This window comes from Pseudomonas sp. Sample_22 (assembly GCF_004307635.1).
Classification (GTDB): Bacteria; Pseudomonadota; Gammaproteobacteria; order Pseudomonadales; family Pseudomonadaceae; genus Aquipseudomonas.
The window spans coordinates 1-14542 of sequence record NZ_RCNY01000084.1 but is presented as its reverse complement, the minus strand read 5'-3'; the positions used below and the strand labels follow the sequence as shown (position 1 = coordinate 14542).

At 60.8% G+C, this 14542-nt stretch carries 13 protein-coding genes; 8 read left to right on the top strand and 5 right to left on the bottom strand.

Annotation, left to right across the window (positions count from 1 at the left end; genetic code table 11):
* The first annotated feature begins 70 nt into the window (after positions 1-70).
* Positions 71-490, top strand: a complete 420-nt coding sequence (locus D8U73_RS22405) for a hypothetical protein (protein ID WP_056855778.1) — start codon at positions 71-73, stop codon at positions 488-490.
* 29 nt (positions 491-519) lie between these two features.
* Positions 520-1428 (top strand): cation diffusion facilitator family transporter, encoded by a 909-nt coding sequence (locus D8U73_RS22400; protein WP_130905825.1) that lies wholly within the window; start codon positions 520-522, stop codon positions 1426-1428.
* On the opposite strand, the gene D8U73_RS22395 is transcribed toward D8U73_RS22400, so the two are convergent.
* Positions 1410-2435: a DUF6515 family protein gene (locus D8U73_RS22395; RefSeq protein WP_056855780.1), complete on the bottom strand. Its 1026-nt coding sequence runs from the start codon at positions 2433-2435 to the stop codon at positions 1410-1412. The two genes, D8U73_RS22400 and D8U73_RS22395, sit on opposite strands and share 19 nt — an antisense overlap.
* A gap of 476 nt (positions 2436-2911) precedes the next feature.
* On the opposite strand from D8U73_RS22395, the gene D8U73_RS22390 reads away from it, so the two are divergent.
* Together D8U73_RS22390 and D8U73_RS22385 are read left to right on the top strand one after the other, a co-directional pair.
* The gene (locus D8U73_RS22390) at positions 2912-3391 is read left to right on the top strand and encodes an Lrp/AsnC family transcriptional regulator (protein WP_056855781.1); all 480 of its coding nucleotides are present in this window, start codon (positions 2912-2914) and stop codon (positions 3389-3391) included.
* A 213-nt stretch (positions 3392-3604) separates the two neighbouring features.
* Complete coding sequence (locus D8U73_RS22385; RefSeq protein WP_056855782.1) at positions 3605-3814, top strand: DUF2788 domain-containing protein; 210 nt, start codon at positions 3605-3607, stop codon at positions 3812-3814.
* On the opposite strand, the gene D8U73_RS22380 is transcribed toward D8U73_RS22385, so the two are convergent.
* From D8U73_RS22380 to D8U73_RS22360, 4 genes are all read right to left on the bottom strand, one after another.
* A complete protein-coding gene (locus D8U73_RS22380) occupies positions 3809-4444 on the bottom strand; it encodes a pseudouridine synthase (protein ID WP_130905824.1) in 636 nt (211 codons plus the stop codon). The genes D8U73_RS22385 and D8U73_RS22380 overlap by 6 nt on opposite strands.
* A gap of 72 nt (positions 4445-4516) precedes the next feature.
* Entirely contained in the window at positions 4517-6016 is a 1500-nt protein-coding gene (gene amn, locus D8U73_RS22375; RefSeq protein WP_177336594.1) for an AMP nucleosidase, read from the bottom strand.
* A 177-nt stretch (positions 6017-6193) separates the two neighbouring features.
* Positions 6194-7843 carry an acyl-CoA dehydrogenase family protein gene (locus tag D8U73_RS22365; protein ID WP_056855784.1) on the bottom strand — a complete coding sequence of 550 codons (1650 nt, stop codon included), beginning with the start codon at positions 7841-7843 and terminating at the stop codon, positions 6194-6196.
* Positions 7844-7917: 74 nt separating this feature from the next.
* Complete coding sequence (locus D8U73_RS22360) at positions 7918-10302, bottom strand: hybrid sensor histidine kinase/response regulator (RefSeq protein ID WP_130905822.1); 2385 nt, start codon at positions 10300-10302, stop codon at positions 7918-7920.
* A gap of 389 nt (positions 10303-10691) precedes the next feature.
* Between D8U73_RS22360 and D8U73_RS22355 the strand changes: the two genes are divergently transcribed.
* The 4 genes from D8U73_RS22355 (at position 10692) to D8U73_RS22340 (ending at position 14223) form a co-directional block, all read left to right on the top strand.
* Positions 10692-11489 (top strand): hydroxymethylpyrimidine/phosphomethylpyrimidine kinase, encoded by a 798-nt coding sequence (locus D8U73_RS22355; RefSeq protein WP_056855786.1) that lies wholly within the window; start codon positions 10692-10694, stop codon positions 11487-11489.
* Positions 11490-11521: 32 nt separating this feature from the next.
* Positions 11522-12145, top strand: coding sequence for a thiamine phosphate synthase (thiE, locus tag D8U73_RS22350; RefSeq protein ID WP_056855787.1), 624 nt, complete (start codon positions 11522-11524; stop codon positions 12143-12145).
* Between the two features lie 15 nt (positions 12146-12160).
* Complete coding sequence (gene hemL / locus D8U73_RS22345) at positions 12161-13444, top strand: glutamate-1-semialdehyde 2,1-aminomutase (RefSeq protein ID WP_056855788.1); 1284 nt, start codon at positions 12161-12163, stop codon at positions 13442-13444.
* Between the two features lie 224 nt (positions 13445-13668).
* Entirely contained in the window at positions 13669-14223 is a 555-nt protein-coding gene (locus D8U73_RS22340) for a tetratricopeptide repeat protein (RefSeq protein ID WP_056855789.1), read from the top strand.
* Positions 14224-14542 lie beyond the last annotated feature (319 nt).

Sequence of the window (14542 nt, the reverse complement as noted above, 5' to 3'; positions counted from 1 at the left end):
GCCGGGCGTTTGTCAGGGTCCTAATTCATATCGACGACGTTTCGTTTTGAGATAACTCAGGAGATTTCATATGCGTGTTCCCTTTCGCCTGATCGGCGGTGTTCTGGTCGCGACGCTACTGACTCAAGTCACCGCTTGCGGTTCGATTTTCTACCCGGACCGCCGTGGCCAGATCGACGGCAAGATCGACCCGGCCATTGCCGTGCTTGATGCCGTGGGCCTGCTGTTCTACATCGTGCCTGGCCTGATCGCGTTTGCCGTGGACTTCGCCACCGGCGCGATTTACTACGCACCGGGAGAAACCGCGCAAGTCGCCCCGGAAAAACTCAAGGAAGCCATCGGCGCCGACGGCAAGGTCGATAACCTCAAGTTGCAGACTATTCTGGAACGTGAAACCGGCCGCCATTTCCCGCTGGACGATCCACGCCTGATCCAGCACAAGGGCAGCACTCAGCAATTGGCCCTGCTCGGTCTGCAACCCGCCGCGTAACCGGTGCCCATGAAGGAATAGCCGCACTCATGATCTCCAGCTCCGAACACGCCCGCCTGTTGCGGCTAGCGACCCGTGCCTCGGTGGCGGTGGCCTGCTCGCTGATCATCGCCAAAGCCATCGCCTGGTGGTTGAGCGGCTCGGTGAGCATGCTCGCCGGGCTCACCGACTCGGCACTCGACGGCGTGACTTCGCTGCTCAACCTGCTGGCCGTGCACTACGCCTTGCGCCCGGCCGACGACGATCATCGCTACGGGCATGGCAAGGCCGAGTCGCTGGCGGGTATGGCGCAGGCGTTGTTCATTGGCGGTAGCGCGGTGCTGATTGCGTTGCAGGCGTTCGAGCGGCTCAAGCATCCGGAACCGGTGGGCGCACCGTGGATCAGCATTGGTGTGATTGTCTTTTCGCTGGTGATGACCCTGGCGCTGCTGATGTTGCAGCATCGGGTGGTCAAGGCCACCGGCTCCAACGCGGTGCGCGCCGATTCTTTGCACTACCGTTCGGATTTGCTGCTCAACGGCAGCATTCTGGTCGCACTGGTGCTGGCCGGGTTTGGCTGGCATCAGGTCGACCCCTGGTTCGGTCTGGGAATTGCCGCGTACATCTTCTGGAGCGCGGTGCAGATCGCCCGGGAAAGTTTTGCGGTATTGATGGATGAAGAACTGCCGCCGGATGTCAGCCAGCACATGCTCGAACTGGCCTGCAGCGTGCCCGGGGTGTTGGGCGCCCATGACCTGCGCACACGGATTTCCGGCAACCAATGGTTTGTGCAACTGCATCTGGAATTGCCGGGAGAACTGACCCTGTCAGTTGCCCATGGCATCAGCGATCAGGCCGCTGATGCGATTCACGCCGCTTATCCTCGAGCCGAAGTGCTGGTGCACGCCGACCCGCAGGAAGTGGTCAATGCCGCCCGGGCTCAGAACGTCACTCGATAACCGCGACTGCTCAGACACCCGCCCTGGGCCTGCCGGTAGGTTTGCACCACGGTCGGGTCCGGTTGATAGGTGTCGACGCGCGGGTCGAAACCACTTTGTTCCACCGCCCAGCGGTAGCAGTCGTAGCCGTCCTGATTGACCTGCTCCGGCGACTGACCGTTGGCCGGGTAAGCCTCCACGTCATAGCCATTGCCGGTCGCCAGCGGTTGTCCGGGCGGCTCGACCACCACGTAATCCCGCGTGCTTTCCTGATAGGCGTAGTAAGAGCCAGCCGCCAGGAACAACAGCGAACCGCCGATCCAGACTTCACGGGCATAGTCGGGTAAATACTGGATGCGTATCCCGCGTGGCGGCTGGACCACCACATAGCGCGGGCCTTGCGGGCGATACCAGTAGCCGCCGGAATAGAAATAATCACGACCGCCATAGGGCACCCGGTAGTCACGATCCGGGAAGCGGTCGATCACATGCCCCGGCCGATACTGCGGGCCAGGTCCCCAGCCATTGCCGTGACCGCTCGGACGACCTTGCCACTGGCTGCTGCCATTGGACGGTGCGCCGATGTAGCCATTCCAATGCGGGTTCGGGTCATTGCGCCGCGGTTCATCCTTGTAGTATCCACGGCGCGGTTCCTGGGTTTGCTGCACGGTGTCGGGCCGAGGCTGAATCGGCAAGTCGTTGGCCGGCAGTTGCGGCGGTGGCGGCGGCGAGCGCACACGGCTGTTGTAGTCAGGTGGTGGGCGGTTCTGCCATTGGCCGTTGTTCTGAGGTTGATTCTGGCCGTTAGGCTCGAACTGGCGACTGTTGTCGCCACGAATGATCTCGTTATTCTGCGGGCGCGGCTGATTGCTAGCGCCATGTCCCGGATTATTGTTGCCCTGACGACCGCCGTCGCCGCGTTGCCCGCCGTCGGGGCCACGGTTCTGCGGCTCATCGGCCAGCGATTGCGCAGTGACACTGACACACAGCAAACCAACACCGGCCAAACGCCAGATGCGCGACTTCATGCTATTCCTCACTGCAGATAATGGCTGTCGGGGACGGATTCTGCAGGAGCGAGTCTGCTCGCTCCTGCACGTAAGACTGGAAATGCACAGGCCGGTTCTGCAACAGGTTATCAGTCGCGAAACTTATTTATTGAGGCCCGGGCGGCAAATTTCAGGCAAGAAAAAGGGGAGACCCGTCGGCCTCCCCTTGAGAACTTCGTCCGTGCTCGACGCTTTTGACGCCGGCTCACCTCACGCCGTCTTCTGGACAGTGTGTAGCTCGGGGGCCTGCGCATCCCCGGTGGGGGGTGGCGGCCGCGACTGGCCTGATTGGGCGAGTCGCACTGGACTGTTTGTCCGAGCAGTGATTCTGGTGATAAGAATAGGCTCGTGGCGCCGGCAGAGGATTGCGAAGATTGCTGAAATAAACATCACTTGCGCAATTTTTAACCCTGGATAGATAATCTGCCGCAATAGATACGACAAGGGATCGTTTGATGAGCAAACTCGACCGTTACGACCTGAGCATTTTGGCTGAATTGCAGCGCGATGCGCGCATCTCCAATCAGGAGCTGGCCGAACGCATCGGCCTGTCACCTTCACCCTGCTCGCGTCGGGTCAAGCAACTGGAAGACGACGGCTACATCTCCCGCCAGGTCGCCCTGCTCGACCGCAAGATGCTCGGCCTGAGCCTGACGGCCTACGTGCTGATCGGCATGGACCGCCATACGCCGGAGCGTTTCGAAAATTTCGAACAGGCCATTCGCACCTTGCCCCAGGTGCTGGAATGCAGCCTGGTGACCGGTATGGATGCCGACTATCAGCTCAAGGTGGTGGTGCCGGACATGGATCACTATCAGAAACTGCTGCTCGGTCACTTGACCCGGATTGAAGGCGTGACCAGTGTGCGCTCGAGTTTCGTGCTGAATCAGGTGTTGAACAGCACTGAACTGCCTTTGACTCATCTGCGTAGCTAATTACGCAATCGCTGGCAAGCCAGCTCCCACAGGTTTTGTGTTGGACAAAATATTGTGATCAACACAAAGCACTGTGGGAGCTGGCTCGCCAGCGATGGGGCCGGGCCGGGCGATGAATAGCTGCGACACACCGCCGCAGGCCCATACTGCACGCCGCCTGCCGGGCGTATACTCCCCGCGCCCTTTTAGCCTCGCCCGCGCTGGAGAAGTTCGATGGATCCTGCAGTATTCGAAGAGTGGATGATGACCGGACTGGTCAGCATCCTGATCATTTTCATGGGTTTCATCGTCTGGGATCTGGCGAAGAAATCCAAGGCCGGGCGTTTCGGCTCGTTCATCCTGTTCTTCGTGCTGGGCCTGGGCGTGGCCGCGTTCGTGATCAAGAGTGTAGTGATCGGCATGATCGAATCCGGCACCTTATAAACGCGCCGGCACTTCCTTCCACTGGCCCTGATCGAGCCCCTGGATCGTCCAGTCACCGATCCTGACCCGAACCAGCCGCAACGTCGGCAAGCCGACCGCTGCCGTCATGCGCCTCACCTGACGGTTGCGACCTTCGCGAATCACCAACTCCAGCCAATGGGTCGGCACGCTTTTGCGAAAGCGTACCGGCGGGTTGCGCGGCCACAGCTCAGGCTCATCCAGTTGCCGCGCCTCGGCGGGCAAGGTCATGCCGTCGTTCAATTCAACGCCGTCACGCAAGCGCTGCAACTGCTCGGCGCTCGGCTCGCCCTCGACCTGCACCCAGTAAGTCTTGGCCAGTTTGTGTTTCGGGTCGGCGATCCGTGCCTGAAGCTGGCCGTCATTGGTCAACAGCAACAACCCTTCGCTGTCGCGATCCAGTCGCCCTGCCGGGTAAATCCCGGGGATATCGATGTAATCCTTGAGTGTCGCGCGCCCTTCGCCGTCGCTGAATTGCGTCAGCACATCGAACGGTTTGTTGAACAGGATCAGCTTCGGTTCGGCGGGTGGCGCCTTGGCGACACGGCGCGGGGCTGAAGGCGAAGGCTTCGCGCCAGGGCGGCGGGAAACGGGGCGTGGAGGACGAGACATGGCGAAGAGAACATCTAACGGTCAGGGCCCACTATGCTAGTGGCCTGACCGCCAAATGACCATGACCAACCGTTAGCGGAACGGCGGCTCGTCGAAGCTGCGCAGTTTGCGCGAGTGCAGCGAGTTGAGTTCGGTGCGCAATAGATCGACTGCTTCAATGCCGATCTTCAAGTGCTGGCTGACTGCGCGTTCATAGAAGGCGTTGGCCGAGCCTGGCAACTTGATCTCGCTATGCAGGGGTTTGTCCGAGACGCAGAGCAACGTGCCATAAGGCACCCGCAAGCGATAACCCTGAGCGGCGATGGTGCCGCTTTCCATGTCCACCGCCACGGCGCGGGACAAGTTGATCAGCGGCCGCTCCTGCGCCCAGCGCAACTCCCAGTTGCGGTCGTCGTAGGTCAACACGGTGCCGGTGCGCAGGCGTTTCTTCAGCTCGTCACCCTTCTCGCCGGTGATGTTCGCCGCCGCTTGTTGCAAGGCCATCTGTACTTCCGCCAGGGCCGGGATCGGAATGTTCGGCGGCACGACGCGATCGAGAATCCCGTCGCGGCGCATGTAAGCGTGCGCCAGCACGTAATCGCCAATCGTCTGCGACTGACGCAAGCCACCGCAGTGACCGATCATCAGCCAGCAATGCGGACGCAGCACGGCCAGGTGGTCGGTGATGTTCTTGGCGTTGGACGGGCCGACACCGATATTCACCAGCGTCACGCCGTGGCCGTCGCTGGCGATCAGGTGATAGGCCGGCATCTGGTAACGGTGCCAGACCACGCCGGCAGCAATCGCCGAGGCTTCACCGTGGTCCATGCTTTTTTCGATGATCACGTTGCCCGGCAATACCATGCGCACAAAACGCGGATCGTTGCGCAACTGCTCCAGGCCATGGACGATGAACTGGTCGACATAACGGTGGTAGTTGGTCAGCAGGATCCACGGCTGCACATGACGCCAGTCGCTGCCGGTGTAATGCACCAGGCGGCGCAAGGAAAAATCCACCCGCGCCGCGTCGAACAGGGCCAGCGGCAGCGGATGGGTGTTTTCCCAGTCGTACAGGCCGTCGGCAATGCCATCGGTGGCGGCCGACAGATCGGTGCTTGGGAACACTCGCGCCAGCACGGCAGCGGTCACGCCGGAACCGGCCAGCTCATCGCCCTGCTCGACCACGTACGGATAAGGAATGTTCTGCTCGCTGACCCCGACTTCGACGGTCACGGTGAAGTCGTGCATCAACGGGACCAGCTGTTCCAGCAGGTACTTTCGGAACGCCGACGGATGGGTGACGGTGACGCTGTAGGTGCCTGGCAATTGCACCTTGGCGTAGGCGCGGGTGGTCTGCGGGACTTCACCCTGGCAATGGTAGGTCAGGCGTAATTCGGGATAACGGAACAGGGCACGCTGCTCGGCATCGGGCTCGACGCGATCCTTGAGATAACGCTTGAGCGCCTGGTTCAGCGCGGTGGTTGCACGATTGTGCAAAAGCGCAAGCCGATCCACGGCTTGCTCGGCGGTTTGAACGACAATAAAAGCTTCGGTCACGATCAGCATCCTGTGTTCTGACTTGCAGACCTTCATCTTGCCTGCATCGTCGCTTCACGGGAACAGTGGCGTGTTGGCTGCACAACAATTCCAAAGACACAAAAAACCTGTGGGAGCGGGCTTGCCCGCGATTGCTATTTATCATTCAACAGGAATGTTGGCTGATAGACCGCTATCGCGGGCAAGCCCGCTCCCACAGGAGGGGTGTTGGGATTAGTAATTTTGTGGAGTCGAGCGGGCGACAATGGCCTCCACATCCAGCCCTCGCGGCAGCGCGCCGTACACCCGGCCACCGCCACTCAGGCGACTGGCGATGAACGCATCACTGACCGCCGAATTCCCCGCCTCCAGCAACAATTTGGCCTGTAATCCCAGCGCGATGTCCTCGGTCAACTGCCGGGCACGATACTGAATGTCGCTGGTGTCTTTGAACGCCGTCTGCAATTGATCAATGTGCGCAGCCAGGCGCTTGTCGCCATGCCCATCGCCCAATTCGCTGAACAACGCATCGAGCACACCCGGTTCTTTGGACAACGCCCGCAAAACGTCAAGGCACTGCACGTTACCGGAGCCTTCCCACGTTGAATTGACCGGCGCCTCGCGGTAGAGGCGCGGCAAGATGCTGTCTTCGACATAACCGGCACCGCCCATGCATTCGGCGGCTTCGTTGATCATGGCCGGCGCGCGCTTGCAGATCCAGTACTTGCCCACGGCCGTCACCAGCCGAGCGAATTTGGCTTCCCGGGAATCATTCAGATGATCCAGCGCCCGGCCCATGCGCAAACTCAACGCCAGCGCCGCTTCGCTCTCCAGCGCCAAATCGGCCAGCACGTTTTGCATCAACGGCTGCTCACTGAGCAGCTTGCCGCCCACCGAGCGGTGAGCGCAGTGATGACTGGCCTGGGTCAGTGCCTGGCGCATCAAGGCGCTGGAACCGACCATGCAATCGAACCGGGTCATGGCAACCATTTCGATGATCGTCGGCACGCCACGGCCCTCTTCGCCGACCATCCACGCCAGGGCGCCACGGAATTCCACCTCGCTGGACGCGTTGGAGCAGTTGCCGAGCTTGTTTTTCAAACGCTGGATGTAGAACTGATTGCGCGTGTCGTCCGGGCGATGGCGCGGCAGCAGGAAACAGGTCAGGCCCTTGTCCGTTTGTGCCAGGGTCAGGAAGGCATCGCACATTGGCGCCGAGCAAAACCACTTGTGCCCCACCAGTTCGTAAGCCTGCCCCGGGCCACTGGCGCCCACCGGATAGGCTTTGGTGGTGTTGGCGCGCACATCGGTGCCACCCTGTTTCTCGGTCATGGCCATGCCGATGGTGACACCGGCCTTGTGGGCCATGCCGACGTTGCGCGGATCGTATTCGGTGGCCAGAACCTTGGGCAGCCATTTTTCCGCCAAATCCGGCTGTAGGCGCAGCGCCGGAACACTGGCGAATGTCATGGTCAGCGGGCAGCCGCTGCCGGCTTCGGCCTGACTGTGCAGATACGTCATGGAGGCACGGGCCACGTGGGCGCCGGACTGTGGATGCGCCCAAGGCAATGAGGTCAAGCCATGCTCGACAGCCGTGCGCATCAGTTGGTGGTAAGCCGGGTGGAACTCCACCAGATCGATGCGGTGCCCGTATCGATCATGACTGTTGAACAGTGGCTTGTTCTGATTCGCCAGGAACCCCGCTTCCATCAACGGTCCACCGGCCAGTGCACCGTACGCATCGATACGCGACTCGGCCCAACCGGCACCGAAACGCCGCGACCACTCCTGTAACGGCAAGTCGATGCGATACAGATTGGCACCGTCCAATGACGGTGGCTGGTTGGTGACTTCGTGGGTTTCGGCGAACTGATGCAGGTTCATGACAGGGCTCTTTTGGTCAGCCAAGGGATTTCAGTTAAGCACCGCCCCCCGGCTGAAAAAAGTGTCATATCTGCCTAACTGTCGGCGCTTTCGCCCTGTTGCGAACAGAGCACCCGGCGGTAGAGCGCCACCTGCAAGTCTTCGAATTTCACCGGTTTGCTCAGGTAATCAATCAACGCACCGGTCGGGCAACGCTCGCGATCCACTCCTTGGGCAATCAGGAAAACCGGCAACTGCGAGCAACCCGGCAAAGCGCGGATCTGGCAGCAGACAGATACGCCGTCCATCGGCTGCAACTCATGATCGAGCAACACGGCATCAACGGTTTCTCGTTGCAGAAAATCCAGCGCGGAGCTGCCGCTGTCTGCGGTGCGCACCCGAAATCCGAGCTTGAGCAACATGCCACGCATCACCAGTTGATTGACGTTGTTGTGATCGACCAACAGCACCGTGCAGTCCTGCGGCAGCCGCAGACGCGCAAGATCCGGGGCCTTGGCAGGTGTTGAAGGACGCTCTGTCGCCGGCACTTCGAACTCGACATCGAGCTGGAAGCGACTGCCACGCCCCGGCTCCGAACGGTGAGTCAGTCGACCGCCAAGCAATTCGACCAGTTGCCGACAGATCGCCAGGCCGACCCCGAGACCACCGTATTCACGGGTCATCGATCCGTCGAGCTGGAAAAAACGCTGGTACATCGTCGCCTCACCCAGATCGGTGAAACCGATACCGGTGTCGATCACCGCAAACGACAACGCCAACCGTTCGGGCTTGACCGTCTTCCCGGATACCCGCAATGCCAGCCCGCCCACCCGGGTGAACTTGATGGCGTTATCCAGCAGGCATTCCAGGCATTGCGCCAGCTTGGCGCTGTCACCGTGCAAACGATCAGGCACACCGGGCGCCACATCGACCTTGAAGTCCAGCGACTTGCTCGACGCATTGCCCTCGAACTGCACACGCAACGCCTCGACCACGCCGCGCAAACTGAAGGTCGACGGCGTCGCCTTGAGCTTGCCGGCCTGCAACTCGGTCAGGGTCAGGATGCCGTTGACCATGCGCATCATTTCGCGCGCCGACCCGGAAGCGGTTTGCTGATACTGCTCCAGCTCCGGGTCCATCTCGACGGTTTGCATCAACTCCAGCGAACCGATCACGCCATTCATCGGCGTGCGCAACTCGTGGGTCAAGGTCGCGAGGAATTCGTCCTTGAGCTTGTTGCTGTGAGCCAATTGCTGGTTGAGCACTTCAAGCTTTTGCCCCGCGTCTAACAGGGTTTGCGCCTGCTGTTCGCGCATGGCGTTGATACGGTCTGCCAGGGCCAGGGACAAAAGCGCCACCTCGATGGCAGAGCCGATCTGGCTGGAATACATGGTCAGGAACACGTTCGGCAGATACCCCAGCACCATCATCGTATTGACGATACCGCCGAGCAAAAATGCCGACCAGGCAATGATGAAGTACCGCGCCACCCGCAACCCGCGCAGCCAGGCAAATATTCCTGCGGCGAAGATGACGACGGTGAAGGTCAATGCCAGCGCTGTGGCCAGACGCAGGGCCAGGGCGTAACTGGTCATCAGCGACAACCCGACCACCAGCGCACTGAACGCCACCAACGCCAGCAGCATGCGGTCAAGCCAGCGGCTGTGGGTGGCTGTCTGCAGGAAACTGCGCGCGAATTGACTGCCGAACAACCCCGCGCAGCCAATGAAAAACGGCGTCGCGGCATTCGCCCACCAGGGATTGTCTGGCCAGAAATACTGCACAGCCGCGCCATTCACCGACAACTGATAGAGGCCGAACGAAGCGATATAGAAGATGTAGTAGAGGTAACTGGTGTCACGCACGCTGAGGTAAATGAACAGGTTGTAGACCAGCATGCCCAGCAACACGCCGTAAATCAGCCCCAGCACATAAAGTCGCACAGGCTGCTCTTCGAGGTAGGCGGTGCTCGACCACAACGTGACCGGCGCCTGGATCGAACCCTGGCTTTGCAGGCGCAGGTAAACGGTTTGCGTCTGGCCGGGAGTGAAGTCCAGGTTGAACAGGTAGTTGTTCTGGCGAACCTCACGAGTGGAGAACGGCAAGGCATCGCCCGTCTGCCTGACCAACTGATAGTCGCCGGCAGCATCGGGCAAATACAGATCGAGGTGATCGAGGGGGGGATAGGCCAGTTCCAGCAGCCAGGTACGTTGCGCCGACGGGTTGCTCGGACGGTATTGCAGGTCGATCTTCAGCCAGAACACCGAGCGCGAATAACCGGCATTGAGCGTAGTTTTGTCATGAGGCTGGAAGTGGCCGGCCGCCGCTTGCGCGCGCACCTGGGCAATGCTCGCCTGACCGTCCGCGTCTTCAAACACTTGCAGGGATTGGCCCAGGGGAAGGCTTTGAGTGAACTCATCGAATTCGACGGCGTTCGCCAAAATGGGCAAACACAACAGCAACATCAGCAAATAGCGCATTTATGCCCCAGCGTGGCCTGTCCGGTTCTGTCAGGAAGCCCCCCATTCCTTTTGAGTAGACGTAAAACCGGTGTTGCCTGTTATTTGTTTGGATCCACTCTAGCATAGCCGCTGATGGCCTTTGAGCACTACAGAAATATTTCCTGCAAAGGCTCTAGAACGGGCGTTCCAGCGAAGATTGTTGAGATAGAGCTGTTGACTTGGTCAGATACCTATTTGTGGCGAGGGAGCTTGCTCCCGCTGGGCTGCGAAGCAGCCCTGAAATATTCTGCCAGCGACACCCTATCGCACAACACTACGACGGCTGCACAGCCGAGCGAGAGCAAGCGCTCTCGGCAGATTATGTCGCCACACCCGAAAAAAGATGTTTGGTGGTAAGCTCGCGCACCATGAATATCTACAGCTCTCGCCCCGTTGTCCTCTGTCTCTCCGGCCACGACCCAAGTGGTGGCGCCGGCTTGCAGGCAGATATCGAAGCCCTGCTCGCTCAGGGTTGCCATGCGGCTCCGGCCGTCACCGCCCTGACCGTGCAAGACACCGTCAATGTCACTGATTTCCGCGTCCTCGACCGGGAGTGGGTATTGGCCCAGGCCAATGCCGTGCTCAACGACTCCGAAGTGGCGGCCGTCAAACTGGGCATGCTCGGTTCCCTGGAAATGGTCGACACCGTGGTCGAACTGCTTTCAGCGCACCCGCACCTGCCAGTGGTCTGCGACCCGGTGTTGCGCGCCGGCGGCGGCGGACGACTGGGCAAGGATGAAGTCGGCTACGCCATGCGCGAACGCCTGCTGCCTCTGTCGATCATCGCCACCCCTAACCTTCCCGAAGCCCGCATCCTCGCCGAACTGCCTGAAGGCACCGCGGACCAGTGCGCTGAGAAATTGCTGCCGTTCGTCAAACACCTGCTGATCACCGGCGGTCATGGCGACGAAACTGAAATCCACAATCGCCTGTACACCCGCGACGGTCTGCGCGAAACCTACACCTGCCAGCGTCTGCCGGGCAGTTATCACGGTTCCGGCTGCACCCTGGCCAGCGCCCTTGCCGGTCGTCTGGCGCAGGGCGAAAACCTCGCGAGTGCCGTACAGACCGCGCTTAACTACACATGGCGCACCCTGCGTGATGCCGAGCAGTTGGGCAAAGGACAGTTTGTGCCGCGTCGCTTGCCACTGGATTTTTGTTCGTAACTTTCAATGAGTACTGCGCTGAGGCTTGCCTGATGAAACTACGTGGCCTGTACGCCATTACCGACAGCGATCTTCTGCGCGGTAAATTGCTTGAGTACGTGGAGGCGGCGCTGGAAGGCGGCGTCACCTTGCTGCAGTACCGCGACAAGAGCAACGACGAGGCCCGCCGCCTGCGCGAGGCTGAAGCCTTGCGCAGCCTGTGCGAACGCTACAAGACCCGGCTGATCATCAATGACGATGCCGAACTGGCCGCTCGCCTGAACGTCGGTGTGCATCTGGGCCAGACCGATGGCCCGTTGTCGCCGACCCGCGCATTGCTCGGCTCCAAAGCGATCATCGGCTCGACCTGTCACGCGCAAATCGAATTGGCCGAGCAAGCCACAAAAGAGGGCGCCAGTTACGTCGCCTTCGGCCGCTTCTTCAACTCCAACACCAAACCCGGCGCACCGACCTGCAGCCTCGACCTGCTCGACCAGGCCCGCAAGCAACTGCATCTGCCGATCTGCGCGATCGGCGGGATCACCCTGGAAAACGCTGCTCCGCTGGTGGCCCACGGGGCTGATCTGCTGGCCGTAGTGCATGGCCTGTTCGGCGCGGCAAGCACGGCTGAAGTGACCCGCCGCGCCCGCGCATTCAATGAATTACTGAAAATCTGATTTGAGAGTCCACACATGTCTCGTTCCGAAACCCTGTTTGCCAATGCCCAGAAACACATTCCCGGTGGCGTGAACTCGCCGGTTCGCGCGTTCAAGAGCGTCGGCGGCACGCCGCTGTTCTTCAAACACGCCGAAGGTGCCTACGTCACGGATGAAGACGACAAGCGTTATGTCGATTACGTTGGTTCCTGGGGGCCGATGATTCTCGGCCACAGCCACCCGGACGTGCTCGACGCAGTGCGCAAGCAACTGGAGCACGGCTTGTCCTATGGCGCGCCGACCGAGATGGAAACCCAGATGGCTGATCTGGTCTGCTCCCTTGTGCCGTCGATGGAAATGGTGCGCATGGTCAGCTCCGGCACCGAAGCGACCATGAGTGCGATTCGTCTGGCCCGTGGTTTTACCGGTCGTGACAGCATCATCAAATTCGAAGGCTGCTACCACGGCCACTCCGACAGCCTGCTGGTCAAGGCCGGTTCCGGCGCATTGACTCAAGGCGTGCCGAGCTCGGCCGGTGTGCCGGCAGCGTTCGCCAAACACACCCTGACCCTGCCGTTCAACGACATCGATGCCGTTGAGGCCATGCTCGCCGAAGTCGGCCAGGACGTGGCGTGCATCATCGTCGAGCCTGTGGCCGGCAACATGAATTGCGTGCCTCCGGCTCCGGGCTTCCTCGAAGGCCTGCGCAGCCTGTGCGACAAGCACGGCGTAGTGCTGATCTTCGACGAAGTGATGACCGGTTTCCGCGTCGCCCTCGGGGGTGCCCAGGCTTACTACGGCGTGACGCCGGACCTGACCACCTTCGGCAAGATCATCGGTGGCGGCATGCCCGTGGGGTGCTTTGGCGGCAAGCGCGAAATCATGTCGCGCATTGCTCCGCTCGGCCCGGTTTACCAGGCAGGCACGCTGTCGGGTAACCCGCTGGCGATGGCGGCAGGTCTGACGACCCTGCGCCTGATCAGCCGCCCGGGCTTCCACGCCGAGCTGACCGATTACACCACGCGCCTGCTCGATGGCCTGCAAGTGCGCGCCGATGCCGCGGGGATTCCGTTCGTGACCACCCAGGCCGGTGGCATGTTCGGTCTGTACTTCAGCGGCGCCGACGACATCGTGACCTTCGATGACGTGATGGCCAGCGACGCCGCCCTGTTCGGCCGCTTCTTCCATCTGATGCTCGAAGGTGGCGTGTACCTGGCGCCGAGCGCCTTCGAAGCAGGCTTCACCTCGATCGCCCACGGCGAAACCGAATTGAAGCTGACACTGGATGCCGCCGAGCGCGCATTTGCTGCGTTGAAGTAACACTGTCGTACTGGCGCCGGCCAATGCCGGCGTCAGCTTTCACCTGCACTCCTGCCCTTTTGCCTGCTCATCTGCTAATAATCCCCCGCAAGTGGGCGATATATTCCCCGCGCAGCAGAAAAACGAGTAAAGACTTTGTAAGGTTGGCCCTGCTTATTTCATAATGCGCGCTTATTGGATCCCCTCGATGGGTCCGCGCGCCCTTCAGAGGTAAGTCGATTCCCATGAACCGCACCGGCCGCGCCCTTTCACTGGGCTGCCTGTTGCTCCTTCAGCCCCTGCTCGCGCTCGCACAAGCAGGCGGTAACTCGTTGTTAATCCCAGCGATGGGTCGCTGCACCCTCAATACCCAGCCGCAAGACCTGGCACAGGCACTCGCTGCCTGCCAAAAGGCGTCGGATGAAGGGGATGCGCAAGCGCAATACGAGTTGGGTGAATTCTATTACGAAGGCAAAACCGCGCCGCGCGACCTCAACCAAGCCCTGAGCTATTTCGAAAAGGCCTCATTGCAAGGCCACGCTCAGGCGCAATTCAAACTTGGCAGCATGTTCTTCCATGGCGAAGGCGTGCCGGCCAATAACGTCCAGGCCTACATCCTGCTGAAAATGGCGGCGGTCAACGGCGCTGAAGAGGCACTGGACACCGCTGACGAAGTCACCGAAAAAATGCCCCGCGAAGAATTGGAAGTCGCGACCCAGGTGCTTGGGCAAATATTCCGTAAATACTTGATGGAATTGCAGAGCGCCGACGGGCGTACACCGTTCGCGCCACTGCCCTGAGCACTGCTGACTGCAAGGTAGCTTGTTGTGGCCAGGGAGCTTGCTGTGGCCAGGGAACCTGTTGTGGCCAGGGAGCTTGTTGTGGCGAGGGAGCTTGTTGTGGCGAGGGAGCTTGCTCCCGCTGGGGCGCGAAGCGGCCCTAATCCTGCAATCACACGCCGTCTGACACATCGCGCACACCGCGAGTTTCGGCCTTGCGACTGCTGCGCAGCCGAGCGGGAGCAAGCTCCCTCGCCACAACAAGCCTCGCTAGCTGCTGCTGCCTACTTCTCAGGCATCGGCATCGGAAACGGCATGACATTGCCGACCGCGCCGCGGG